At 41.3% G+C, this 24,947-nt stretch carries 25 protein-coding genes; 12 read left to right on the forward strand and 13 right to left on the reverse strand.

Going from position 1 to position 24,947, the window contains the following annotated elements; genetic code table 11:
• Positions 1-13 precede the first annotated feature (13 nt).
• Both AC59IL_RS17060 and AC59IL_RS17065 read left to right on the forward strand, forming a co-directional pair.
• Positions 14-337 carry a DUF6660 family protein gene (locus AC59IL_RS17060; protein WP_496553377.1) on the forward strand — a complete coding sequence of 108 codons (324 nt, stop codon included), beginning with the start codon at positions 14-16 and terminating at the stop codon, positions 335-337.
• Positions 338-418: 81 nt separating this feature from the next.
• A complete protein-coding gene (locus AC59IL_RS17065; protein WP_496553378.1) occupies positions 419-2,587 on the forward strand; it encodes a TonB-dependent receptor in 2,169 nt (722 codons plus the stop codon).
• A 93-nt stretch (positions 2,588-2,680) separates the two neighbouring features.
• On the opposite strand, the gene AC59IL_RS17070 is transcribed toward AC59IL_RS17065, so the two are convergent.
• Complete coding sequence (locus AC59IL_RS17070) at positions 2,681-3,088, reverse strand: winged helix-turn-helix transcriptional regulator (protein WP_496553379.1); 408 nt, start codon at positions 3,086-3,088, stop codon at positions 2,681-2,683.
• Between the two features lie 88 nt (positions 3,089-3,176).
• Between AC59IL_RS17070 and AC59IL_RS17075 the strand changes: the two genes are divergently transcribed.
• From AC59IL_RS17075 to AC59IL_RS17090, 4 genes are all read left to right on the forward strand, one after another.
• Positions 3,177-3,980: an SDR family NAD(P)-dependent oxidoreductase gene (locus AC59IL_RS17075; protein WP_496553380.1), complete on the forward strand. Its 804-nt coding sequence runs from the start codon at positions 3,177-3,179 to the stop codon at positions 3,978-3,980.
• A gap of 62 nt (positions 3,981-4,042) precedes the next feature.
• Positions 4,043-4,945 (forward strand): alpha/beta fold hydrolase, encoded by a 903-nt coding sequence (locus tag AC59IL_RS17080; RefSeq protein ID WP_496553381.1) that lies wholly within the window; start codon positions 4,043-4,045, stop codon positions 4,943-4,945.
• Positions 4,946-5,014: 69 nt separating this feature from the next.
• The gene (locus AC59IL_RS17085; RefSeq protein WP_496553382.1) at positions 5,015-6,016 is read left to right on the forward strand and encodes an NADP-dependent oxidoreductase; all 1,002 of its coding nucleotides are present in this window, start codon (positions 5,015-5,017) and stop codon (positions 6,014-6,016) included.
• 138 nt (positions 6,017-6,154) lie between these two features.
• Positions 6,155-6,982 carry a hypothetical protein gene (locus tag AC59IL_RS17090; protein WP_496553383.1) on the forward strand — a complete coding sequence of 276 codons (828 nt, stop codon included), beginning with the start codon at positions 6,155-6,157 and terminating at the stop codon, positions 6,980-6,982.
• A 4-nt stretch (positions 6,983-6,986) separates the two neighbouring features.
• Here AC59IL_RS17090 and bamJ read toward each other — a convergent pair whose 3' ends face one another.
• From bamJ to pdhA, 5 genes are all read right to left on the reverse strand, one after another.
• On the reverse strand, positions 6,987-7,526 hold the full coding sequence (gene bamJ / locus AC59IL_RS17095; RefSeq protein ID WP_496553384.1) for a BamJ family beta-barrel-assembly machinery protein: 540 nt from the start codon (positions 7,524-7,526) through the stop codon (positions 6,987-6,989).
• A gap of 107 nt (positions 7,527-7,633) precedes the next feature.
• Entirely contained in the window at positions 7,634-8,356 is a 723-nt protein-coding gene (locus AC59IL_RS17100; RefSeq protein WP_496553385.1) for a (Fe-S)-binding protein, read from the reverse strand.
• 75 nt (positions 8,357-8,431) lie between these two features.
• Positions 8,432-8,932, reverse strand: coding sequence for a 6,7-dimethyl-8-ribityllumazine synthase (gene ribH / locus AC59IL_RS17105; RefSeq protein WP_496553386.1), 501 nt, complete (start codon positions 8,930-8,932; stop codon positions 8,432-8,434).
• Positions 8,933-9,033: 101 nt separating this feature from the next.
• Positions 9,034-9,729, reverse strand: coding sequence for a tetratricopeptide repeat protein (locus AC59IL_RS17110; RefSeq protein ID WP_496553387.1), 696 nt, complete (start codon positions 9,727-9,729; stop codon positions 9,034-9,036).
• Between the two features lie 50 nt (positions 9,730-9,779).
• Entirely contained in the window at positions 9,780-10,775 is a 996-nt protein-coding gene (gene pdhA / locus AC59IL_RS17115) for a pyruvate dehydrogenase (acetyl-transferring) E1 component subunit alpha (protein WP_496553388.1), read from the reverse strand.
• A gap of 822 nt (positions 10,776-11,597) precedes the next feature.
• On the opposite strand from pdhA, the gene recF reads away from it, so the two are divergent.
• Both recF and AC59IL_RS17125 read left to right on the forward strand, forming a co-directional pair.
• Complete coding sequence (gene recF, locus AC59IL_RS17120; protein ID WP_496553389.1) at positions 11,598-12,683, forward strand: DNA replication/repair protein RecF; 1,086 nt, start codon at positions 11,598-11,600, stop codon at positions 12,681-12,683.
• A 130-nt stretch (positions 12,684-12,813) separates the two neighbouring features.
• Positions 12,814-13,095 carry a DciA family protein gene (locus AC59IL_RS17125; RefSeq protein ID WP_496553390.1) on the forward strand — a complete coding sequence of 94 codons (282 nt, stop codon included), beginning with the start codon at positions 12,814-12,816 and terminating at the stop codon, positions 13,093-13,095.
• Between the two features lie 84 nt (positions 13,096-13,179).
• Here AC59IL_RS17125 and AC59IL_RS17130 read toward each other — a convergent pair whose 3' ends face one another.
• From AC59IL_RS17130 to AC59IL_RS17140, 3 genes are all read right to left on the reverse strand, one after another.
• Entirely contained in the window at positions 13,180-14,076 is an 897-nt protein-coding gene (locus AC59IL_RS17130; RefSeq protein WP_496553391.1) for an SMP-30/gluconolactonase/LRE family protein, read from the reverse strand.
• A 105-nt stretch (positions 14,077-14,181) separates the two neighbouring features.
• Positions 14,182-15,231 (reverse strand): ABC transporter permease, encoded by a 1,050-nt coding sequence (locus AC59IL_RS17135; protein WP_496553392.1) that lies wholly within the window; start codon positions 15,229-15,231, stop codon positions 14,182-14,184.
• 46 nt (positions 15,232-15,277) lie between these two features.
• Complete coding sequence (locus AC59IL_RS17140; RefSeq protein ID WP_496553393.1) at positions 15,278-16,441, reverse strand: BT_3928 family protein; 1,164 nt, start codon at positions 16,439-16,441, stop codon at positions 15,278-15,280.
• A 166-nt stretch (positions 16,442-16,607) separates the two neighbouring features.
• Between AC59IL_RS17140 and folP the strand changes: the two genes are divergently transcribed.
• Positions 16,608-17,447, forward strand: a complete 840-nt coding sequence (folP, locus tag AC59IL_RS17145; RefSeq protein WP_496553394.1) for a dihydropteroate synthase — start codon at positions 16,608-16,610, stop codon at positions 17,445-17,447.
• Between the two features lie 134 nt (positions 17,448-17,581).
• Positions 17,582-18,652, forward strand: coding sequence for a creatininase family protein (locus AC59IL_RS17150; protein ID WP_496553395.1), 1,071 nt, complete (start codon positions 17,582-17,584; stop codon positions 18,650-18,652).
• 70 nt (positions 18,653-18,722) lie between these two features.
• Here the strand turns inward: AC59IL_RS17150 and AC59IL_RS17155 are convergent, their stop codons facing one another.
• Together AC59IL_RS17155 and AC59IL_RS17160 are read right to left on the reverse strand one after the other, a co-directional pair.
• Positions 18,723-19,688, reverse strand: coding sequence for an FKBP-type peptidyl-prolyl cis-trans isomerase (locus AC59IL_RS17155; RefSeq protein WP_496553396.1), 966 nt, complete (start codon positions 19,686-19,688; stop codon positions 18,723-18,725).
• Between the two features lie 68 nt (positions 19,689-19,756).
• On the reverse strand, positions 19,757-20,764 hold the full coding sequence (locus tag AC59IL_RS17160; protein ID WP_496553397.1) for a DHH family phosphoesterase: 1,008 nt from the start codon (positions 20,762-20,764) through the stop codon (positions 19,757-19,759).
• Positions 20,765-21,128: 364 nt separating this feature from the next.
• Between AC59IL_RS17160 and AC59IL_RS17165 the strand changes: the two genes are divergently transcribed.
• Positions 21,129-21,545, forward strand: a complete 417-nt coding sequence (locus AC59IL_RS17165; RefSeq protein ID WP_496553398.1) for a nucleoside-diphosphate kinase — start codon at positions 21,129-21,131, stop codon at positions 21,543-21,545.
• Between the two features lie 492 nt (positions 21,546-22,037).
• Positions 22,038-22,913, forward strand: a complete 876-nt coding sequence (locus tag AC59IL_RS17170) for a hypothetical protein (protein WP_496553399.1) — start codon at positions 22,038-22,040, stop codon at positions 22,911-22,913.
• A gap of 242 nt (positions 22,914-23,155) precedes the next feature.
• On the opposite strand, the gene AC59IL_RS17175 is transcribed toward AC59IL_RS17170, so the two are convergent.
• The gene (locus tag AC59IL_RS17175; protein WP_496553400.1) at positions 23,156-24,127 is read right to left on the reverse strand and encodes an AlbA family DNA-binding domain-containing protein; all 972 of its coding nucleotides are present in this window, start codon (positions 24,125-24,127) and stop codon (positions 23,156-23,158) included.
• A 132-nt stretch (positions 24,128-24,259) separates the two neighbouring features.
• The gene (locus AC59IL_RS17180; RefSeq protein WP_496553401.1) at positions 24,260-24,913 is read right to left on the reverse strand and encodes a hypothetical protein; all 654 of its coding nucleotides are present in this window, start codon (positions 24,911-24,913) and stop codon (positions 24,260-24,262) included.
• Positions 24,914-24,947: the final 34 nt, after the last annotated feature.

The raw sequence follows: 24,947 nt of genomic DNA on the forward strand, positions 1-24,947 counted from the left end.
GTATATTTACACTATGAAATGGTTGGTTTGTTTATTTTCATTATATGTACTGTTATTATCAGGCATTCCCTGTAATGCCAATGATGACTGCTGCAATGATGAGATATCCCAAACAACCACATCTAACAAACAAACCGAACATTCAGACCGCAAGCCAGCTTGTCCTTGTTCCCCTTTCTTTGCCTGCGGCGCCTGTCATGGCGGCGTTGTAATACCAAACATCGTAATTGAATTTTCAAAAACCTTGCCCCCGGTTACCAGGTTGCAATATTGCCATGCTGTGCAGCCAATTGTTGATTTCCCATCTTCCGTTTGGCAACCTCCTAAAATGGTTTAAAAACTCCCTCATTGTATTTAATGCTGCTACCTTCAGCCAGGTAGTATGATTGGTTCATTCTATAATATATTTCGTTTTAAAATGAGAAAAGTTGCAGGCTTAATGCTATTGCTTTGCATAAACAATCTGTGCATAGCTCAAAACATATTAACAGCCATTATAAAAGATGCAGATACAAAAGGAAGGCTTTCAGGCGCTACTGTATTATTAGCAGGAACAAACAAAGGAACGCAAGCGGATGATAACGGGGTTGTTATTATTTCTAATATACCCAACGGCAAGCAGGTGTTTTCTTTCCGTTTTGTTGGCTATAAGGAACAAACAGAAATATTGACTTTCCCTCGTGCCAATGATACGCTGCTAATATTATTGGAAGCAGCAGGAGAACAAATGGGAGAAGTGGTAATATCTTCTACACGTAGCACGCGGACTATACAGAATATACCTACCCGCGTTGAATTTATAGGTGGTGAAGAACTGGAAGAAAAAGGAAATATGAAACCAGGTGATATACGCATGATGCTGAATGAAAGCACTGGCATACAAACGCAGCAGGTATCAGCTACTTCTGCAAATTCAAGTATTCGCATTCAAGGGCTGGATGGCCGATATACCCAAATACTGAAAGATGGTTTTCCTTTGTATGCCGGTTTTTCCGGCGGCCTGGGCCTGCTTCAAACACCACCTTTAGACCTTAAACAGGTAGAAGTTATAAAGGGCGCTTCCTCTACTTTATATGGCGGCGGGGCTATTGCCGGGTTAGTTAATCTTATTCCGAAAGTGCCAACGGAAGATAGAGAGCTACGTTTTTTAGTCAATGGCACTTCAGCCGGAGGGCTCGATATTAACGGATTCTATGGTCAAAAATTTGAAAAGGTAGGTTTAACTGTATTTGCATCCCGCAACAGTAATAAACCCTATGACCCATCCAATACAGAATTTACAGCTATTCCCAAAACAGAAAGATATGTGTTCAACCCTAAACTGTTTATTTATTTCAGCCCGAAAACAAAAATGAATATTGGGGTAAATACCACCTTTGAAGATCGCACTGGCGGGGATATTCAGTACATTAAAGGAAAAGGCGATAGTACACATAGTTACTTTGAAAAAAATAAAAGCAGCCGTTTTGCCACTCAGTTTTCGCTGGAGCATCAGTTTAACAAAAACAGTAGCGTGTTTGTAAAAAACTCTTTCAATAACTTTAATAGAACCATTACTATACCCGGCTATACTTTTGATGGGGTTCAGAAGTCTACCTATTCGGAAATTACCTACAATAATAATCAGGAAAAAGCTGATTGGGTTGCGGGTTTAAACCTGTATACTGATAATTTCAAAGAATATTCTAAGGATGGTTTCCCTAAACGGAATTATGATCAGAACACCATGGGTGGCTTTATTCAAAATACCTGGAAAGCTACAGATTGGCTGCAATTAGAAACCGGTGTTCGGGGGGATTATATTATTGATTACGGTTTTGTGTTTTTACCGCGTGTTTCTGCACTTTTTAAAATCTCTCCAAAACTTACCTCCCGTGCAGGTGGTGGCTTTGGATACAAAACGCCTGGTATATTCACCGAAGAAACGGAGCGAATACAGTTCAGATCGGTGCTGCCTGTTAACCCGAACAATAATAAACTGGAAAAGTCATACGGTGCTAACTTTGATATGAATTACCGCACTTCCCTGTTTGGTAAATTAAGTGTAAGTATAAACCAGCTTTTCTTTTATACACGCATCAATCATCCATTATTATTACAAAATGCACCGGCTAACCAGTACCAACTGGTAAATGCAGATGGTTATGTTGATACCAAAGGATGGGAAACCAATGTTAAATTAGCATACGAAGACTTCAAATTGTTTATTGGTTACACTTTTACAGATGCCTGGTTGCATGAAGGCGGCGTGAAAAAAGAAAATCCATTGACAGCGAAGCATCGCCTTAACAATGTATTGATGTACGAAATAGAGGATAAATGGAAGATTGGACTGGAAGCATATTATTACAGCAAGCAAGCCCTGAATGATGGCACTACCGGAAAGTCTTACTGGACATGCGGGTTTATGGCCGAAAAAATATGGGAACGGTTTTCATTGTTTGTGAATTTTGAAAACTTTACCGATACCCGACAAACAAGGTTTGACAGTATTTACACCGGCACTGTTACCCATCCGGTATTCAGAGACATATATGCGCCTTTGGATGGATTTGTGGTAAATGGGGGGCTAAAACTAAAATTATAATACATAGTTATTAAACATTTCAATATAAAAGAATAGCTGGAGATCGATAATTCTCCAATGTGGTTCAAATAAATTTTGTGTAAGCAGAAATCTTCAAACCGTCAATTCTTTTGTCATTGCTTTAATAAATCCGGCCTTATCCTTCTTCACCTCTTTTAACATTGCTTTTCTGTCTTCCGGAATAGTAAAATATTTTTCAGCCCATAAGTTTATTTCAATCATGATCGGAAGCAAGTCAATTCCTTTTCGGGTTAACTTATACAACACTTTGGCTTTACTATCCGGGTGTTCTAATTTTTCAATAAGCTTGTTTTCTTCAAGTACTTCTAACCTTGAAGCCAGAATATTCGTGGCTATACCTTCCGGAGATTTTAGAAAGTCACCATAAGTGCACTCTTTTGCAAACATTAAATCCCTGATAATCAACAGCGACCACTTGTCGCCCCAAATATCAAGGGAACAACTAACAGGGCAATCTGATCTTTTTTTTGATTTGGCCATAAAAATATTTTAAAAAACACTTGCATTTTGCAAGTAATATATATATTTGCACTTGCAATTTGCAAGTAAAATTACAAAACATCGGGAAATGAAACAAACAATCTTAATAACAGGGGCTTCTTCAGGTTTTGGACTCCTGATCGCCCAAAAGCTTTATGAAAGTGGCTTCCATGTAATCGGAACAAGCCGTAACCCGGAAAAATATCAGGCTAAACTGCCTTTTAAATTATTAGCGTTGGATATTGCTGATGACAGTTCTATCAAATCTTTTGGCAAGCAACTGTTCAGTCAAATCAATAAGTTGGATGTGCTGATAAATAATGCAGGATACTTAGTAACAGGGCTTGCAGAAGAAACCTCTATTGAAATAGGAAAACAGCAATTTGAAACCAATTTTTGGGGAACTATTAAACTTACAAACGAGTTGCTGCCCTATTTCAGAAAGCAAAAACAAGGCAAAATAATTACCGTTGGCTCTTTGCTCGGTTTGGTTAGTCTTCCAAATGTCGCTTATTACGCAGCTTCAAAGCATGCTTTGGAAGGATATTTCAAAGCCTTGCGCCTTGAATTAAACCAATTCAATATAATGGTAAGCATGGTTGAACCTTCAAGTTTCAAAACAAATATTGGTAATAGTGCAACTGCCGCAACAGGCGATATCAAAGATTATGATGTATTCCGGCAAAAAATTTCGGCTTATACTAAAACCCAATTTAAGAATGCCCCGGGGCCGGAACCCGTTATAAATACGGTCTTGAAAATTATAAATGAAAAAGCTCCAAAATACAGTTATCCTGTTGGCAAAGGCTCTTCTACGATTCTTACACTGCAACGTTTTGCATATAATGTACTTGAAAGTACTATCCTGAAAAATGTGAATGCTGCGAAATAGTTGATTAGTAAATAAAATTTAGTCAAAAAATGAAAAAAATAATTCTAATAACATTACTAATCATGGCAAAAGCAAACACCCCATTTGCACAAAATAATGTAGCAAATTATGTTCCCAAAACTGGCTCAGATATCACGTTTCAAAATGTGAAAACAAAAACTATCAATGTAGGTGGAACAGATTTTTATTATCGAAAACTTGGTGAGAATAATCCCGGTATACCAATAATCTTTCTTAACCACTTAGCCGCTACAATGGATAATTGCGACCCCCGAATTATGGATGGCATAGCGTCAAAACATCAAATAATTTGCTTTGATAATCGTGGCGTAGGTGCTACGAAAGGTAAAACGCCAAAAACTATTACTGAAATGGCAAAAGATGCAAGAGCTTTTATTCATGCGTTAGGCTATGAAAAGGTTGATTTGGTTGGCTTTTCGTTAGGCGGTTTCATTTCGCAGGAAATATTACTTCAGGAACCACAACTTGTTCGTAATGCTATAATAGCAGGTACCGGCCCTGCCGGCGGTGAGGGCATAAAAAATGTTACAAAGATTACCTATCAGGATATTCTCAGAGGCTTATTAAGTTTTAAAGATGCAAAAACTTATCTTTTTTTCAATAGAAATGAAAATGGAAAGAAATCAGCGAAGGAATTTTTAACACGGCTAAACGAACGAAAAGAAAATCGGGATAAAAGGATGCGAATTGGCAACTTTCAAAGACAACTCAAAGCAATTCATGCCTGGGGACTACAAGCGCCACAGAATTTATCAGTAATTAAACAACCCGTATTAGTAGCAAATGGCGAAAATGACAGAATGGTGCCGAGCAGTAATACTACTGATTTAGCAAAGCGTATTACTAATTCTGAAATAATAGTGTATAAAGATGCCGGGCACGGAGGAATATTTCAGTATCATGAAGAGTTTGTTAAAAGTGCATTAGCGTTTTTAGCGAAGTAAGTGATGCTGGATTTGGAAATCTTTACCCAGGAAAACGAACTAAAATAATTGAAAATAATAACAACTAACATGAAAGCATTTGTATTGAAACGCTACGGCAAAAAAGAAACGTTACAACTTAGCGATGTAGCAACACCTGCTGCAGGTCAAAATGAGGTATTGGTTCAGGTTCATGCTACCGGCGTAAACCTCCTGGATTCCAAAATAAGAAACGGTGAGTTTAAGTTAATTCTTCCCTATAAACCACCTTTTACTTTGGGGCACGACGTAGCAGGAATTGTAGTTAAAGCAGGTTCAGGTGTAAAGCAATTCAAACCTGGCGACGAAGTGTATGCCCGACCGGCAGACCATAGAATTGGCACTTTTGCAGAACAAATTGCAATTAATGAAAATGATGTTGCTCTAAAACCAAAAAATCTTTCTATGGAAGAAGCAGCTTCTATTCCATTGGTTGGTTTAACTGCATGGCAGGCACTCATTGAAAAAGCGAATCTGAAGAAAGGGCAAAAAGTTTTCATCCAGGCAGGCTCGGGTGGCGTGGGCACATTTGCAATTCAATTAGCGAAACATTTGGGAGCTGTTGTAGCTACCACAACAAGTACTGCTAATATTGATTTAGTAAAAAGTCTCGGTGCAGATATTGTAATTGATTATAAGAAGGATAATTTTGAAACAATACTTAAAGATTACGATGTAGTGTTGAACAGTCAGGATGCAAAGACACTTGAAAAATCCCTGCGCATATTAAAGCCTGGTGGAAAACTTATTTCTATCTCTGGTCCACCTGATCCCGGTTTTGCAGAAGAAATCAGAGCGCCCTGGTTCGTGAAATTAATAATGCGCCTTTTGAGCGCCGGAGTGAGAAAAAAAGCAAAACGTCTTCATGTAGGCTTTTCATTTCTTTTTATGAGGGCACAGGGTAATCAATTAAGCCAAATTACTTCACTTATTGATTCTGGTGTTATAAAACCAGTTATGGACAAGGTATTTCCATTTGAACAAACCAATGAAGCCATGGCATATGTAGAAACTGGCCGTGCAAAAGGTAAAGTTGTTATTAAAATAAAATAAATCCGGGAGTGCAAAAATGATTGTTCTTTTCATGATAACAACATACCAATGATTTTATAAACCGAATTTGAAAAAAATCTTTTGAAACAGCAACAACCATCGACTAAATAGTACCGTACTCCTGGTAAATCTTATCACATGAAGGTCGTACCTATTTTGTTTACAATGTTTTTTGCTGCAACACTGATATGCTGCAAAAAAGAGCATTCTGTTGATCCTGACCCCTCACCGCCTCCTGAACATACTCCTAAAATATTACTGAAAGATATTATAATACCCAACCTTCCTTCGCCCTATTATCATTTTGAATACGGCCCTGATAGTTTGGTTACCAAAGCCGATTTTGCTTCAGGATTCAATATGTACAATGTATTTTATAGTAATGGAAGAATTAGTGAAATGAGGAATAACATTATTGTAAATCACGATACGCTTCGCTACTTCTACGACAATGAAGGTAATGTGTCTACCATTCATTTTATAAGGGAAAACAATGAGTTATACAGACATGTAAACTTTACTTACAGCGGCACCCATGTAACAAAAGTAGAATGGGACCATAAAACAGGTAATAACTTTATCATCGACCGCTCCGTTTCCTTCGTTTATCACCAGGATGGTAACCTAAAGGAAATGAATGAATACCGGCCGGCCATTTCGGGTTCACCTGAAATTAATTATACTATTCACTATGATCAATACGACGACAAAATGAATGTAGACGACTTTACCCTCATTCACGATGGCATTCATGATCATTTATTAGTGCTTCCGAAATTACATTTAATGAAAAACAACCCTTTAAAGGAAATGCTTACGGGCGACGGGGATAACTATACGGCAACTTATACATACACGTATAACCCAAACAAAACACCCGTTTCAAAAACAGGAGAGTTGTTATTCACCAGTGGGAACATGGCCGGACAACTGTTCACTATAGGCGCCAGCTATTCATATTATTAAACGCTTAGCTAAAGCTCAACAACTCAACCTCAAATATCAACGTACTGTTAGGGCCTATCTGAGCACTTACCTGTTGTTCGCCATAAGCCAATTGGGGAGGAATGAAAAAACGCCATTTACTACCGGCAGGCATTAGTTGTAAACCTTCCGTCCAGCCTTTGATCACTCTGTTTAACGGAAAAGTAGCGGGCTGACCGCGTTTTACCGAACTGTCGAATACGGTTCCATCGATGAGGGTACCATGGTAATGACAGGTTACATTACTGGTGGCTTTTGGCATTGAGCCGGTACCTTCGGTAATGATCTCATATTGCAATCCGCTGGGTAATGCTACCACACCGGGTTTTTGTTTATTGGCTTCAAGAAAGTCTTGTCCGGCTTTCAGATTTGCGGCTGCTTTTTCTTTTTTTGCCTGAAAGAGTTTATCAGCGATACCCATAACGAAATATTGAATAATGAATTTTAAATATTGAATGTCGAAGTAAAAAACCAATTTAAGGTTTACGGTTTCTGGTTTAAAGTTTGTGGTTCTTAGGTGAATCATACTGTGCAAATTTGTTCCTGTTGCACTTTTAATGTATCGGATTTACTAATGAATTTCCAAAGTGCGGCAGCAACCACAAACCATAAACTACAAACCTCAAACCGAAATCACCATCCGCTCGCCAGCACATCGGCAATATGCATTGTTTGCAATCCCATGCCTTTGCGGCGAATATAGCCATCGAGGTGCATGAGGCACGATAAATCGGTAGAGATGATGCATTCGGCGCCGGTAGCTTTGGCATTCGTGCTTTTTTGATCGGCCATACCAATTGAAATAGGATCAAACTTAACGGCAAATGTACCGCCAAATCCGCAACAGGTTTCCACATCGTTCATTTCAACGAGTTCCAATCCTTTTACGTTGGCCAGTAATTTGCGGGGTTCCTGTTTGATCTTACATTCACGCAATCCTGCGCACGAATCGTGGTAAGTGGCTTTGGCATGAAACGAAGCGCCTACATCTTCTATTTTCAAAACATTTACCATAAAATCGGTAAACTCGTATGCACGCGCACCCAGCCGTTTTACTTCATTGAGCTGAGTTGTATTTTCGAAAAGTGAAGCGTAGTAATTTTTTACAAAACCAGTACAGGAAGCACTGGGCGCAACTATATAATCGCTGTTGCCGCTGAAGTCTTTTATGAATTTCGAGCACACATCGCGGGCGTCGTCCCAGAATCCGGCGTTATAGGCAGGTTGTCCGCAACAGGTTTGATTGGTATTATAATGTACAGTGCACCCTGCTTTTTCCAGCACTTTTACCATATTAAAGGCCGTTTGCGCATACAGTTGGTCAACAAAGCAGGGTATAAATAGTTGAACGTTCATCAGTTAGCAAGTTTACAAGTTAACAAGTTGATATGTTGACTGATTAACTGGTCAACTTTTCAACTAATCATCAACTCATCGCTTATACGAATTCATAACTGCTATCATCTTCAGCGCAGTAATGGCGGCTTCTTCGCCCTTGTGACCGTGCTTACCGCCAATGCGCTCCTGCGCCTGCTGGTCGGTATCAACAGTCAACACACCAAAAATAACCGGTATGGGCAAAGTTAAATTCAATTGCATAACGCCGTCGGTAACGCCGCGGCATACATATTCAAAATGTGGCGTATCGCCACGCAGCACGCAGCCCAATGCAATAAATGCTACCGGACGATCATCTTTATACTTATTCGCGTCCCAGTAACTTTTTATACCAAAGGGAATTTCGAAGGCGCCGGGCACAGTAATAACACGAATGTTATTCAACCCTTCGCGCTTAAATATCTTCAGGCAGCCTTTTTCCAGTTCATCTATAATTGCTGCATTCCAATCGGTACGTACTATAACAATACAGGCATTCGTATCCGGAATGCCTGTATTTATATCTAATAATTTGCTATTGCTAACGTCAGCCATCTTGTTAAGGTTTCAGGTTGCAAGTTGCAGGTTTCAGGGATTCCGATTCGTACACTCCTTGTAACGTGTAACCTGTAACTTGTAACATTAATTCGTTATCCTTAATTTAAGTCTCCCAACTTTCCTAAGTACTTATCAGCTTCAAAAGCACGTTGGCTATTGGGATATTTATCTTTGATCATGTGCAGCAGCTCAATGGCATCCTTGCTTTTGCCCAGTTCCTGGTTCAGCATGGCTGCGCGGAACAGGTATTCGGGTGAATTAACATCGTCTTCTTCGAATAAAGTTCCTGCCTTTTTATAATTGTCAATGGCTTCCTGTTTTTTGCCCAGCTCTGAATAGGCATCGCCCAGTAAACCGGTTGCACGCAGTTTTACTTCTACCTGATCGGTTGAAAAATCTTTCAGGTATTTAATGGCGTTATTAAAATCGCCCAATTTTAAATAGCAGGCACCGGCATATAATTTTGCCAGGTTACCGGCTTTTGTACCGCCATGTTTTGAAATGGCTTTCAAAAAACCCTGGTTAACACCGTCGCCGTTTAAAGCGAGGTTAAAAGAATCCTGTCTGAAATAGTCTTCGGCTTTCCAGATAGCTTCAGCGGCCTTTGTTTCCTGAGGGCCTTTGAAGAAGTTGTTATATACAAAATAGCCTCCGATCACCACTACCAAACCGGCAATTACATAGGTAATTACTTTATTATTCTTAGCCCAGAAATCGCGGGCAGAATCCACAACTTTTTCTTCGGCTGATTTTTCGGTAGTTTGTTCAGGCACTTGTTTAACTTCAGTTGCCATGAATGATATTGTTTTAGTTACAAGATGTTGTTTAGGGACTTATATATTTTTTAGTCAACAATAAACGGATAGTTGGGCTCCATTACGATATCTTTTAATACTTCATCGTCTGACGGCCATGGCGACTCTTCGGCAAATTTCACTGCAGCTGCAACTTTATCGTTCACCCGTTTATTGATCTGTTCAATTTCATCTTTGGTAGCGTACTTGTTCTTCAAAATGGTGTTCAGCACCAGTTGAATGGGGTCGCGTTGTTTGTATTCTTCTACTTCTTCTTTGGTGCGGTATTTCTGCGGGTCAGAGATAGAGTGACCTTTATACCGGTAAGTTTTAATTTCCAGTAAAGTTGGGCCACCGCCGTCACGGGCTCTTTTCACGGCACGGGCTACGCCTTCATGTACAGCTTCGGCACTCATACCATCGATCGAATCGGCGGGCATTTCGTAAGCATCGGCCAGTTTATAAATATCTACCACGTTGCTGGTACGCTCTACCGAAGTACCCATGGCGTAGTTGTTATTTTCGCAAATGAATATAGCCGGTAATTTCCAGGTCATGGCCATATTAAAAACTTCGTGCAACATACCCTGGCGGGCAGCGCCGTCGCCAAAAAAGGTAAGCGACACGTTGTCGGTTCCTTTGTATTTTTCAGCAAAGGCCAGTCCGGCCCCTGTTCCTATCTGAGCGCCTACAATTCCATGACCACCAAAGAAATATTCTTTTTTTCCGAAAAAGTGCATACTTCCGCCCTTTCCTTTGGCACAACCGGTGGCTTTACCATATAATTCGGCCATACACGACTCGGGGCTCATGCCTTTAGCCAGGGCCAGACCGTGATCGCGGTATGCGGTTACAAAAGGATCTTCCTGACGGGTAGCGGTCATACAGCCGGCGGCAATGGCTTCCTGCCCTACATAAGCGTGGAAAAAGCCACGGATCTTGCCTTCCATCTTGTATTTTTCTTCAGCTGCGAGTTCAAATTGACGGATTACCTGCATTAATTCGTACCAGTACAAATACGTTTCTTTGGAGAATTTAGACGCCACAGTATAAAAATTTGAGGGGCAAAGATAAGGGTAACAAGGGAATTTCGACTACAGATTTTAGATTTTACGCCCGTTAAATGGTTTGATTGCTTGAGGGTTAGGTAATAAAGTGCAGAATTGTTTGATGGTTTGTGTGTTAAGGACCCCAATTTTGCCCTCCCAACCCTGATTTTTGAAGTGGTTGGTGATTTTTAGCGTCTCCCGGCTGCATTTAGCACACAATTTTTAAAAGTAGTGAACATAAAGACCAATATAGAGCAAACCACAGTGGAAATAGTGCACTTTTAAATTGAAATAGCACACAATACCATTGAAATAACCCACTGTGCCGTATTTATTCGCAATTTTTTTACTTTGATTGCAGATTTTTGAAAATTGTGTGCTTACTTTTTCGATTTGTGCTCAGGTTATAGAACGCTGTGCGCTATATGAAGGTCGCTGTGCGCTATATCACCCAAAAAGAATGCTGCAAAGCAAACTTGCATTCAAACAATCCCGGGTTGCCATTAAACAGAAATGATTTGTTTGCAACATGGCAGGCGACTCATCACTTTTTTGTGACTTGTTCACTGCAAAGCACCTCTGCGTTCAAACATAGGATTTGAGGTTTGAAGTTTGTGCCCGCCCGGATGACCCGGTCGGACGGGGTTTATGGTTCTTTTAATGAAACTTACCATGCAATTTTGCCCTGTTACACTTTTAAAGTGCCTGATTCGATAATGAAATTCCAAAGCGCGGCAGCAACTTCAAACCACAAACCATAAACCACAAACCATAAACGCTATATTGCACCCTTAATTTTAAAAATCCGGAGTCTGGAATTTGCTTTTTTTAAACAACATATCGCTCACCCAGTTTAAGAATTATAACAATGCGCAATTTCCGTTCACCGAACGGATTGTGGGTATTTGCGGTTCGAACGGAGTTGGCAAAACCAATCTGCTGGATGCGGTGCATTATTGCTGTTTTACAAAAAGTTATTTCACCCGAAGCGACAGTCAGAATGTGTTGCACGGCGCCGCCGGATTTCGCATCGAAGGCAATTTTACCCTGCAAAATGAACCGCTGAAAGTGGTTTGCATTTTACGCGAAACCGGTCGCAAGGAATTTATTGTACAAAACGAACCGGTTGAAAAACTGGCCACCCATATAGGCCGCCTGCCCTGCGTAATTATTGCGCCCGATGATGTGCAGATCATCACCGGCGGAAGTGAGGAACGGCGCCGGTTGCTTGATGTTATGCTGTGCCAGCTCGACAGCGCCTATATTCTGCACCTGATGGATTATAACAGGGTGCTGCAGCAACGGAATGGATTTTTAAAATCGCTGGCCGAAAAAAACAGCACCGACCATAAATTACTCGATGTTTACGATGAACAACTAACGCGCTACGGCGATTATGTATACCGGAAAAGAACCCAATTTGTAAACGAATTTCTGCCGCTGGTGAACCGGTTTTATAACCAGATAGCCGGCGCCACTGAACCGGTAACCCTACATTACGACAGCCAGCTGCACGACACTGGTTTTGGCCAGTTACTGAACCGCCTTCGCCCCAAAGACCTGCAACTGCAACGCACCAGCGGTGGTATTCACCGCGATGATATCAGCATACAGTTGAACAGTCAGCCTTTTAAAGCGCTTGCTTCACAAGGGCAACGCAAAAGTTTGCTGTTTGCCATGAAGCTGGCCGAATTTGAAACGCTGAAGCAATCGAAGGGCTTCCCTCCCCTGTTGTTGCTGGATGATGTGTTTGAAAAACTCGACGCCGATCGTATGCACAATCTGCTCGATCATGTATGTATACAAAATGCGGGTCAGGTGTTTATTACCGACACGCATGCTGATCGCATTCAATTTCATTTTGATAGTTTGGGAATGAAATACCAACTTTTGTGTCTGAAATAAGAAGTCGGAAGTCGGAAGTCAGAAGTCAGAAGAACCCGCGGTTCGATTCTTCTCAGCAATTTCAAATTACAGAGTCTTCTGACTTCAGACATCTGACATCAGACTTCATGTTTTTTCCTACCTTGCACTCATGGGAGAATATTCATTAGGCGATGCCCTGAAGTATTTTCTGAATCACAGCCGGCTGAAAGGCTCTATTCAGGCCTTGCAGATTGAAGATGTGTGGGAAAAGATCATGGGCAAAACGATTGCCAAATACACCGACAAAATACAAATACACGGCAAAACCCTGTACATCACCACCACCATGGCCCCCCTGAAACAGGAACTGCTGTATCAGAAGGATAATATTATTAAGCGGGTGAATGAAGCGCTGGGTGAGAATGTGATTAAGGAAGTGGTAATACAATAAGCAATTGACAACAGGCAATTGACAATGCCCTTACTTCGCCAATTGTTTATTGCTAATTGCCTATTGCTTCTTGCCTATTGATTTTTATTTCCCTGCTATATCCGTTCTAAACTTCTCAATACATTTTCTGTCCTGCAACGTACAAAAACAGGTTTTATCATCTTTACCACCGAAAGTGATATTGCTTACCGATTTTCCTTTTAACTCAACTTCCTGTATCTGGCGGCCATCGGAATTGAAGATGGCAACAGTGCCTTTACCATGACGGCATACATATAAATTGCCTTTGCTGTCGCATTTCATGCCATCCATTCCAAAATCGTTGAACGAAGCAAAAGTGCGCTGGCTTTTTATATTTCCGCTTTCATCCAGATCAAAAGCCCAGATGCGGCGCTGAATGCTTTCATTCACATATAAAATCTTTTCATCTGGACTTAAACAAATACCATTGGTAGTGCCCATGGCACCTTTCAGCAAAACGGCTTTGCGATCAGCGCCTATTTTCCAGATTTGTCCGGTTTGCTGTTGCCAGTTGGGATCAGAAGCATACACGATCCCTTTTTTACTGATGCAGATATCATTGGGCTGGTTAAAGCGGTCTTCGTGACAATACACCGAAACTTCTTTGGTTACAGGATCAACTTCCAATACATTATGCTCTACAAAATCGGCCACCAGCATATTGCCTTTGGCATTAAACTGAATGCTGTTGCCTACGCTTTTATTGGGAAGGGTTAAAAACAATTCAACTTTACCATCGGGCTGAACCAGGCCAATGGTGCCGTCTTTTTGAAAATTCACTACAAATAAACGACCTTCTTTATCTACTGCCGGGCCTTCGCAGTTATTGGTAAACAGGTTTTCGGCCGTTTGGTCAAAAGCTTTGAACAGCGTTTTATTAAACTCCTGCTGCGGACTCAACTTACGATGACATGCGGCAACAATAACAAGGGCGCCGATTGCTATGATAATTTTTTTCATAATATAGTTCTTGAAAGTTGTAAGTTATAAGTTTTATGTTATAAGTTTCCCGAAAGCACCTTCTGTACTGCTCTACTTACCACTTATTACTTACAACTTATTACTTTATTCCAGCCTCACCCTGGGGTCAACCACCGCATATAACACATCGGCCAGTATATTCACCAGTATAAAAAAGAAAGAGGTGATCAGCACCGAGCCCATAACCACCGGAAAATCGAGCTTTTCGAGTGCATCTACGGTAACTTTTCCGATTCCCTTCCAGCCAAAAATATATTCTACAAAAAAAGCTCCGGCCAGCAATTCGGCAAACCATCCGGTGATGGCCGTAATTACCGGGTTCAGGGCATTGCGCAATGCATGCTTCCACACAACGACCCGTTTTGATAACCCTTTTGCATAAGCGGTTCGAATATAATCCTGGTTCAATACATCGAGCATGGCGCTGCGTGTTAGCTGGGTTATGATAGCCAGCGGACGAATGCCCAGTGTTAGTGCAGGCAACCACAGGTTTTGTAACGACCAGTATGGTTGTCCGGTAACTTCATCCATATCGCGCCAGCTTCCGGTCATATGCAAACCGGTGAAATGGCTCCATACAAATCCAAACAGGTATGCGATAACAATACCCATGAAGAACGAAGGCGCCGAAATACCCAATATGCTTGTAAATATAGCCCCTGTATCCATCCATGTATCTTTTTTCACAGCAGCCAGCACCCCCAGCGGGATGCCTATCACAACAGCAATGCACATAGCGGCAATCGCCAGCAACAGGGTGCCGGGCAGCGCCTCGAGCAATACTTCTCCTACATTTTTTTTGGTTTGATACGAACGTCGCAGATAAGGCAGCTTAATGCCAATATTGATGCCGCTGCCCACAAAAAAACCTTTCAGTTGTTTTTTTACTATTTCGCTGTCGGAATGTATGCCAACGGGCGACAGATCGTTTATGTATAATACAAACTGCTTCCACTTAGGCTGATCGAGGTATAATTCACGGCGAATGTTTTCCTGTGTTGCGGCATCTGCCCGCTGCCCCATCACAAGGCGCGAAGGATCGGCAAAACCCTGAAATAATAAAAATACAAGTACAACAACACCCAGCATAACCAATATGCCGTAGAGGATACGTTTTGCCAGGTATTTTATCAAGTTGTGTTTATTTTAACATGTTAAAATTCAGTTCGTAGTTGCCAACTCACTTTGGCACTTCACCAATTTGTTCAGCAGGTGCATTGCCCGGCAAATTATTCACTACAAGCAATGCCTGTTCCAGATCGGCGTAGCTCCATTTATTTAAAATAGTTCCTTTTTTAATCAAAAACAAAGCGGGATTGGTACGTGCGGCTGTTTTGATAGCGGTGGCATCGCAACGGAGCGGCGTAAACGCATAAAACACATCGGGCGGATTTTTGCGCAACGTTTCAATGGGCACATTGGTAACCATAAATCCTTTAATATGCTTTTTTTCAGCACTGCGCATTACCATGCTTAATAAATTGGTCCATTCGCCATCTGTTGAGTAGCCGTTCTTCAAAAATAAATACAACTGGTACTGGTCTTCATTCAGCAATGCCTGGGTGCTATCGTTCTCAAAAAACGTTTGCAGCGAAAAATCTTTAATAGCCGGCGACGCATTGCCTTTGCGCACCACTTTATCGTACCGTTTTACGAATTTATAGGTCGATTCGTTATAATCTTCCGGAAAGTTATCTGCTGTAAATTCCACCTGTTTGCCGGCTTTTTCATATACAAAGCTAATGACGGTGCTATCGGGAATGGAGCCGGGCGGCGCCTTCATCTTTTCTACAATATTATTACCGATCTTATAGGGCAAACAATCTTTTACCGGCAAATGTATCAGCACGTACCATTGAAAGGCAAATGAAAAAATCGCTGCAAAGAAAAGCGACACCATGCTGTACATGGCATTCAATGCAGGAGTTATTTGATTTCGCTTCCAGAAAATAAAACCGATCAGCACCAGCAAAATCAGATCTTTCATAAACGACTGATCGGCGGTTAAGGGAATACAATCGCCAAAGCAACCACATTCGCGAATTTTACCACTGAACAGGGCGTATCCGGTAAGAAAGGTGAAGAACAGGATCAGCAGCAGCAACAACCAGCTGAACAGTTTCATTTGCCAGCCAACCAGCACAGCCACACCGGCAATGATTTCAAAAGCGATCATTGCTACCGAAAACGCAAGGGTAAAGTTATCAAGGAAGGTCCACCCCCACACTTCAAAAAATTCCTGCATTTTATAACTTAGTCCAAGGGGGTCATTGGCCTTAACCAGTCCTGAAAAAATAAACAGAACGCCAACGATAATACGGGATATGTTTAATATAATTTTCATGCGATATTGTGAATAGTCAATGGTGAATCGTGAAACGGCAATCGGCAATGGGTCCGCAGGGATTAACTTATCAACTTTTCAACCTGTAAACCTGTCAATTTCCGACTTCCGGCTTCAAACTTCCGACTTCCTTATCTTCGCATCAAATGTAATGAACAAACAATAAATGTATACGCTGAATTGTAAGGGACGTTTACTAACTGTGGATAAACCGGTGGTAATGGGTATTATTAACACCACGCCGGATTCTTTTTACGAAGGAAGCCGGTTTATGGGCAAAACGGGCATTTTGCACCAGGCCGAACAAATGCTTAAAGAAGGGGCCGCGATACTCGATATCGGCGGACAAAGCACAAGGCCGAACAGCGCCACCGTTTCGGAAGAAGAAGAACTGAGCCGGGTGGCCGGCGCCATTGAATCGCTGCATTTTAATTTTCCCGAAGCTATTATTTCAATCGATACTTATTACGCCCGCGTAGCCACCGAAGCGGTGGCAGCCGGTGCATCGATCGTAAATGATATCAGTGCAGGCGCCATCGATACGCAAATGTTACCTGCGGTTGGCCGATTGAATGTTCCCTATGTATGTACTCATATGAGAGGAACGCCGGCTACCATGCAACAGTTTACCAATTATGAAAATGTAACACGAGAGGTGCTTGATTTCTTTATACAAAAAATAGCCGAATGCCATAAGGCAGGTATAACCGATATTATAATCGATCCCGGGTTTGGCTTTGCCAAAACACCTGTTCACAATTTTACGTTGCTGAAAGATCTGGCCGTATTTAAAGTGCTTGAAAAACCTATACTCATCGGACTTTCCCGCAAATCGACCATCTATAAAACACTGGGCATAACCGCCGGCGAAGCATTGAACGGAACCACGGTTTTAAATACGATCGCACTCATGAACGGCGCGCATATATTACGGGTGCATGATGTAAAGGAAGCGAAAGAAGCGATTGAATTAGTTGGGCGGGTTCAGCCTTTCACATCTGTGTAAAATCAACGTTTTCTTTAATTTATTTTTTTTATTATCTTTCAAAACAGCATGTTTTGACAAGGTATCTGCATATCCCATTATCTTAAGGAAATCTCCACATTTCGATTATTCCTTTCATCCATTAATCAACTACCATGAGAAAATTCTTTTTTCTGTTATGCTATCTATTGCCGGTAATGGCAATAGCACAGGTTAGCCGGCCCGGTTACAAAGCCATTTTTTTAGAAGATATTCCCTGGACAAAAGCTGAGTCACTATTAACACCCGAAACGGTAATAGTGATACCATTGGGGGCCGGCTCCAAAGAGCATGGTCCGCATTTGCCGCTTGATGCTGATTTTTTACAGGTTGAATTTTTGAAAAATGAAATTGCCAGAACGGAACCGGTAATTATAGCGCCTACTATCAATTATTCATATTATCCATTCTTCCTCAACTTTCCGGGATCTACAACCTTCCGTCAATCAACGACAAAAAATTCGATTGTGGATATATGTCGAAGCCTTGCCGGATATGGGCCAAAGCGGTTTTACGTGATCAATTACGGGGTTAGTACCAATGCAGCGCTGAAACCGGCCTCTGCCCAATTGGCCGAAGAAGGAATACTAATGACATTTACCGATTTAGTGGGGCCGGAATTAACTGCTTTGAATAAAAAAATTTTACAGGAAAAAGAAGGCACACATGCCGATGAGGCCGAAACATCTATAATGCTGTACATGTACCCTAATAAAGTAGATATGCAGAAAGCAAAGGAGGAATATGGCAAACGATCAGGTTTTGGCATAATGGTTCGCGACAGCATGCAACCGGGCATGTTTACTCCCAGCGGAATTTATGGCGATGCCACGCTGGCTACCAAAGAAAAAGGAAAAGTGCTAACCGCAGGGCTGATACAGATTATAAAAAAGGATATCGATAGTTTACGCAATGCAGCATTACCCCAATCCGTGGCTGTTAACTTACAACCTTATACCGGTGAATATGAAACGAACGACAAAAAAAGCATACTGATTACTTTTGAACAGAATGCCTTGTATTGCCAGTGGAATAACCGGGCCAAAGGAAAATTGTATGCTGAGGGAAATGATTATTTCCCGGGAACGCTGTTCGAAGCATGGTTTATCCGCAATGATGCCGGGGCAATAATATCAATAAGACTTGAGCTGACTAATGGAGATATGGTAGTTGGAAAAAAGAAATAAGGTTCAAATTAAAAGAGGGCTGCACGTAATGCAACCCTCTTTTATACAATCCTGACTTTGTCAGTAAAGTTTATTTTTTCGGCTGGCCTTGTGGTTGACCATGCGGCATTTGTTGCATAGGCATAGGAGGCATAGCTTGTTTTTTAGCAGAATCGCTAACATCAGCCACTTCAATATCAAATACCAGGTTTTCGAACTGGCTGCCACCGGGGCCTTGTTGCGGGCCATATGCCAGGAAGAACGGAATGTATAAAGTTCCTTTTCCGCCTTTTTTGAAGTATTTCAAACCTTCGTCCCAACCAGCAATTACTGCATGGGTGCCAACTACCACATCAAAAGGTTGTTTGCCGGGTTCCATATTGCTTTCGAACACTTTCATCGAAGGGAATACTTTACCGGTATAACGAACCGATACATGTTTTCCTGAATCAACCTGAGCACCATTACCGGGGTCTTTTATTTCAACATAAGTACCCTGAGGGCCCTTTTGGTATTGAATTTTATTTTTAGCCAGGTAATCTTCTATTTCTTTTGCTTTGGGGCCTTTCAGGCTTTCGAGCTTTTTCTGTTGTTTTTCCTGAGCCTTTTGCATTTCGGCCATCTGATCTTTCTGAGCTACGCTATCTGCAGTAAATACATCTACCACTTTAAAAGAAAGAACCAGTTTGTCTTTGGGCTTAATGAACTCGGGCAACATGCCTTGCTTTTTTTGGAGGCTGTCGGCCAAACGAATTACAACGGCGCTATCACCTTTACGCAATAAAGGGAAAATTTCCTGGGGATCATATACAGGGCCAATGCTATCGACCTTTGCATAAAAAGGCATTTGTTCGTACGAATTGGCGAGTATAGAATCTCTTAATTTATGTACAAAGTGAATTTTAATAATATCTCCACGTTTTACAACCGGGCCGCTGCCTGAGGGAATAATTTTATACAGCAGGCCGCTTTTTGTTTTTTTGAACCCGCTGTTTTTACAGGCTGTTCCCAGTAACAGCAGTGTAAGGGCACTTAATAAGAAAGTTGTTTTTTTCATCTGAATATTTTGTGTTTTTTTCAAAAGCCCGATTTAACGGGCAAAATATCACCCTATGAGTGATAATATTATTGCAATTGCAAAGCGTTTTGTTTCATGGCCTCAATAAAATGCTGAACGGTAGTGTCGAGCGATTCGCTGCTGCGTCCACCGGCGGCATTATAATGGCCACCTCCCTCAAAATATTTGCGGGCAAAGGTATTTACATCGAAATCGCCTTTGCTGCGGAAGCTCCATTTCCGTTCTTCATCGCGATCGATCACCAGCGCAGCCAGTTTTATGCCCTGGATGCTCAGCGGAAAATTCACCAGCCCTTCGGTATCGCCGGTTTTAACTTCATATCGCAATAAATCTCTTTTTGGAATGGAAATCAGAGCTGTATTGTATTCATAAAACAGATCCATGCGATGCAGCAGGATATGTCCTATAAAGCGCAGCCTGTTTTCGAGGAAGTTATCGTAAATATTCTCGTGTACAATGGTATGCTGCAGACCGCGGTCTTTCAGGTCGGCCACCATACGGTGCACGTTGGCGCTGGCCGAAGGAAAACGGAAAGAACCGGTATCGGTCATTACTCCGGCGTACAGGCATTCGGCCATATCGGGGGTAATCCGGTCGCTAAAGCCGCCCTTTACGATAAAATCGTACACCATTTCGCAGGTTGAGCTTTTACCGGTATCGCTGATTCCCCAGGTAAAGGTATTGGCTTCGGGCTGCTGGTGGTGGTCGATCAAAATACGGTCATAGGCGCCCTGTCGTAACGAAGGGGCCATGTGTTTGGCACGCAGCAGCACATTAAAATCGAGGCAAAACACCCATTGGGCCTGTTTCAGGGCTGCTTCTCCTCTGTCGCGCTGCAGTTCATAATCGATCACCGTATTGGCGCCGGGCATCCAGTCGAGCCATTTGGCCCAGTTGGTAGGCGAAATCACGGTTACGGTATGACCAAAGGATTTCAAAAAATGGTACATAGCCAGGGAGCTGCCCATGGCATCGGCATCGGGTTTCTGATGCGTGGTAATCACCACATTACGTGGGGTTGCTAATAACGGGTATATTTCCTGTATAGATTTCATTGAGCGGCAGCAAAGTTGCAGAAATAAAAGTCAAACACCAAAAGCAGTTTATGGTTTGTAGTTTGAAATTTGTGGTTGTTTCATTCACAAATGCTTTGTTTAAGATGGCTTGCCGCGGCTTTGAAAAGTAATACATAAGTCCCGGATTTCAGGGAGTTTATGGTTAAACAACTTGTAAAATTCACATATTACACAGGTGATTACACCAAAGGAACCACAAACCCCGTCCGACCGGGTCATCCGGGCGGGCATAAACCACAAACCTCAAACATCAACCTGACCAGAATCATTTTAAATTAGCCAGTAAGTAAATTATCACATTAGCACATTTCCTTTACTTTTGCGGCCAAAATCGAAGAATGTTATGAGTAACCGCACGTTTACAATGATTAAGCCCGATGCTATGAAAAACGGGCATGCAGGAGCGATTATTGATCGGATCATTAAAGAAGGTTTCCGTGTTGTATCGCTGAAACTGACCAAACTGAGCAAGGAAAAAGCCGGTGAGTTTTATGCTGTACACAAGGAGCGTCCTTTTTATGGCGAATTGGTTGAGTTTATGAGCAGCGGGGTAATTATTGCCGCCATTTTAGAAAAACCCAATGCAGTATCAGCATTTCGTACCCTGATCGGCGCTACCAACCCCGCTCAGGCCGAAGCCGGTACCATTCGTAAATTATATGCTACTTCTGTTGGCGAAAACGCCGTTCATGGCAGCGACAGCGATGAAAACGCAGCCATTGAAGGAAACTTTTTCTTCAGCGGACTGGAGCAGTTTTAAGGAGAAGGTACAAAGTACAGGGAACAAGGCTCAGGAATAAACCCTGTCAGTACCTGACAAGGTTCCGCAATATTATTAAAGGATTACCGGTGAAAGCGGGTAGTCCTTTTTTGTTTTTAAAGTCGTTGCTTTAGGTAACCGTTCTTTTGGAAAAACGGATCATGTTGAAAAGCTGAGGGATTGTAGTATAGAACCCGATTTTGCATGCAACACCCACATTTAGAAAATGCGCTTTAAGTATTCTGAATGGTGGGCGCATCCATGGAGTTGGAGGCGTTCAACTACGGATGTCCTATGCTTATGCCACGGATCTGCAACGGTGCATGTACGGTACATGCATAGTAGTTCCCGTACCGGCAACGCATTAAGTTTGTTCAGTGGCGGTCATATGCTGGTTGCAGACTTTCTACCGCAATAAGACTAAATATTGAAAAACGTCAAAATCCTGGTGCCGGCACCAGGGCGTTTTAAAATAGTTGGTAACTTTATTACATGGCCGAAGCTTTTGCACCATTTATTGTTAAAGGAACCATGCACAACCTTACCTTCTATGTTATGGAAGGCAGGAACTTCGTGCGTAAAAAAAGCAGTCTGACCCGCAGGAAAGTGCTGTATGCGTCTTGTTTTAAAAACACCCGCCATTATGCAGGGCTGATGGGCCAGGCATCGAAAATCGGGTCGCTGGTGTACAATGCGTTACCTGTTTATTGGCGGCAATCGTGGATGTACCGGTCTTTTACCGGCGAGGCGTTTACCCTATTGAAAAAAGGTAAAAAGGAGCAGGAAATACAACAGGAATTGTTGCAACGCTATGTAGCAATAGTGATCAGCAAACAACAGAAGGCTACCATTAATTGCTCCAATCAATCTGAAGATACTATTAATGCCCTGTTGCCTGTTAAGCCTAAGCGGGTGTATCGAAAACAAAACAGCGAATATTGGAAGCATAAAACCATTAAGAGCAACCGGCGAAAAGCCCGCAGGCGACAGACGTTGTATTATGCCGGCCTCATGGGCCGGGCATCAAAAATAGGTTCGAAATTATACGCCCGGTTGCCGCGCCAATACAAGCGCCGTTGTGACTATCAATATTTGACCGGGTTGGCCCTGAAGTTATTGAAGGATCAAATAAGCGAGGATGATATTTTAGCAGAATTGCTGCCAACGTTACCTGCTGATCGATTGGAAGAAGCTACTGTCATTGGTGGACAACGAACAATTACAAAGAAGGCCGCTACGCTACGTCATCCCCATGGGCAATACTATTTCATTCCCACGGCCCATAAACGCATGTATGCACCGTCAATAATGGCCTTTAGAATAACTTCCTTTCCGCGCGCGCGGAACAACCAGCGTCGTTTCGTTTAATGATACATAAATACTTCGTGAAAAAGAGGCTGTAGGTTACAATCCCCCAGGATTTTGATTTGATCCGGAGAAACCCTGGAGCAAAATAAAATGTATAATGAAAACAAGATTGTTGCAGATTATTTTTTTGTCTTTGTTAAAGATTCCGGTAAACCAGCTGATGGGTTCCGTACTATGGCTACAATATTTTATTAAAGAGTTATCGGTGAAATCTGGTAATCCATGAGTTTTTTAAACATCAATTAATAGTTGGTTTGTATTAATTCACTTTGAATTTCACGTCCATCAGACAATCGCAATCTTAAAAACTTCGCTTTTATAACCTGTTTGTGGTTCATTATTTTTTTTACAAGGGGCGCAGCATTGTCCAACGAGTGATCATCACTATTGAAAAAATTTATTATTTGGTTTTTGATTTCATTTGGATGAACTATTATATTTAGCATTTTATAATCATTTACAGATGTGAATTCTATTTTTTCATGATCACTCGGGTTTTCAAATATTGAAATGTCAATATGAATTTCGCTTATTGCAACTGGCCTTCTGCCTATATTTTCAAAAGTTAAGTAAATGCTTGCACCTATACTTTTATATTGTTTATCTCCACCTATTGTGGGGCCCTGTAAAGAAAGAGTTAATGTATCACTGTGATAACTGGTAATAATTTTATACTCCGGAATTATATTCTTTCTGTCATAGTACATTAATTCGAAATCGTTTTTTGTTGCTGGATAAGTTGAAGTACCTTTCCGAACAAATACTCTTTGTTGTTCCTCCTTTTTCACCTTATCGTTTTGATCAAAAGTTTGATAATTAGTTATTACATGAGGTTTATCGATAGAAGGTGGGATATGGATAACACTCAAAGTATTTCCATCAATCTCAAAATCAAAAATATTGAGATCAAACAACCTATCAATCTTCTTATTAACTATATCCGTAATTTTTGAAGTATCTGATAACTTACTGTCTCTAAACGTCATATTATTATAGGTATTTGTCCTATTATCATAGCCTATAATAATAAACCCATCCAATCCAAATGTATTTGCAATTGCCGACGTGTCCTTCAAAAACTCATTTACTCCTTTATTGCTGGATAAATCATACCACTGTGATTTGAAATCACATTTTGGGTTTTCAATTTCTAATCCATCTGCTGATTGTTTGAGATAAGATTTTACAAATTGGTAAATTTCTTCTCTTGTCATTTGTAATTACATATTAAAAAGATACCATCTAAAGGTACAATTTTTCCAAATTAATACTTTGTCAAGCCCGCCGTTCAATATTGCCATTTACTACATGTAGCCTTTCTGGAATCTTGGATAAGGATAAAAAGGTTACCTTCTAAACGCCTCCACCTCCTCATAAAACGCCATCGCCTTTGCCACCGATTGTGCGCCGGAACCTTCTACCAAACCACGAAACCATTTTTTGTTTCTGTTTTCCATGCTGAGATTTTTGTATACCCAGTAGCTAATATATACAAACGATCCCGTAAGCACAAACTGCAACAACCAGCCCCACCACCCTGCTGTGCCAAACAGCGTTAGCGGCAAAAACCAGGTACTCCACAATGGAAATTGCAAAAACATTATCCGCACATTATTTACAAACGATGCCTGTAATTGCGATAAGCGTTGTTGCATACCGGTTACCGGTGAATCGTAATTAATGGAATTGATCATAACGATATGCCTTATATGATCTGATAATCCTTTTATGTTAATCACCATGATGCCGATCATGGAAACAATAAAATAAATGGCCGATGGCTGGTAACTGCTGATGGCAATAAATACAACCGAACCTAAAATCAACAACCATATCAAAAAGCCCAGTATACCGGCTGCTTTTTTAATTGTCAGCCCCCGTAATACCGATCTCACTTTTTGCGTTTGCAGTTCCTGTATCAGCCGGTTGTTAACGGCCAGTGACTGCTGTAATTGCGCTTCCTGCGCCTTCCATAAATTCAGTATATCTTTTTCTTCCATATAATTAACTTTTTAACTTATTAACTTGTCAACT

It is taken from the genome of Niastella sp. sgz303648, from assembly GCF_059587045.1.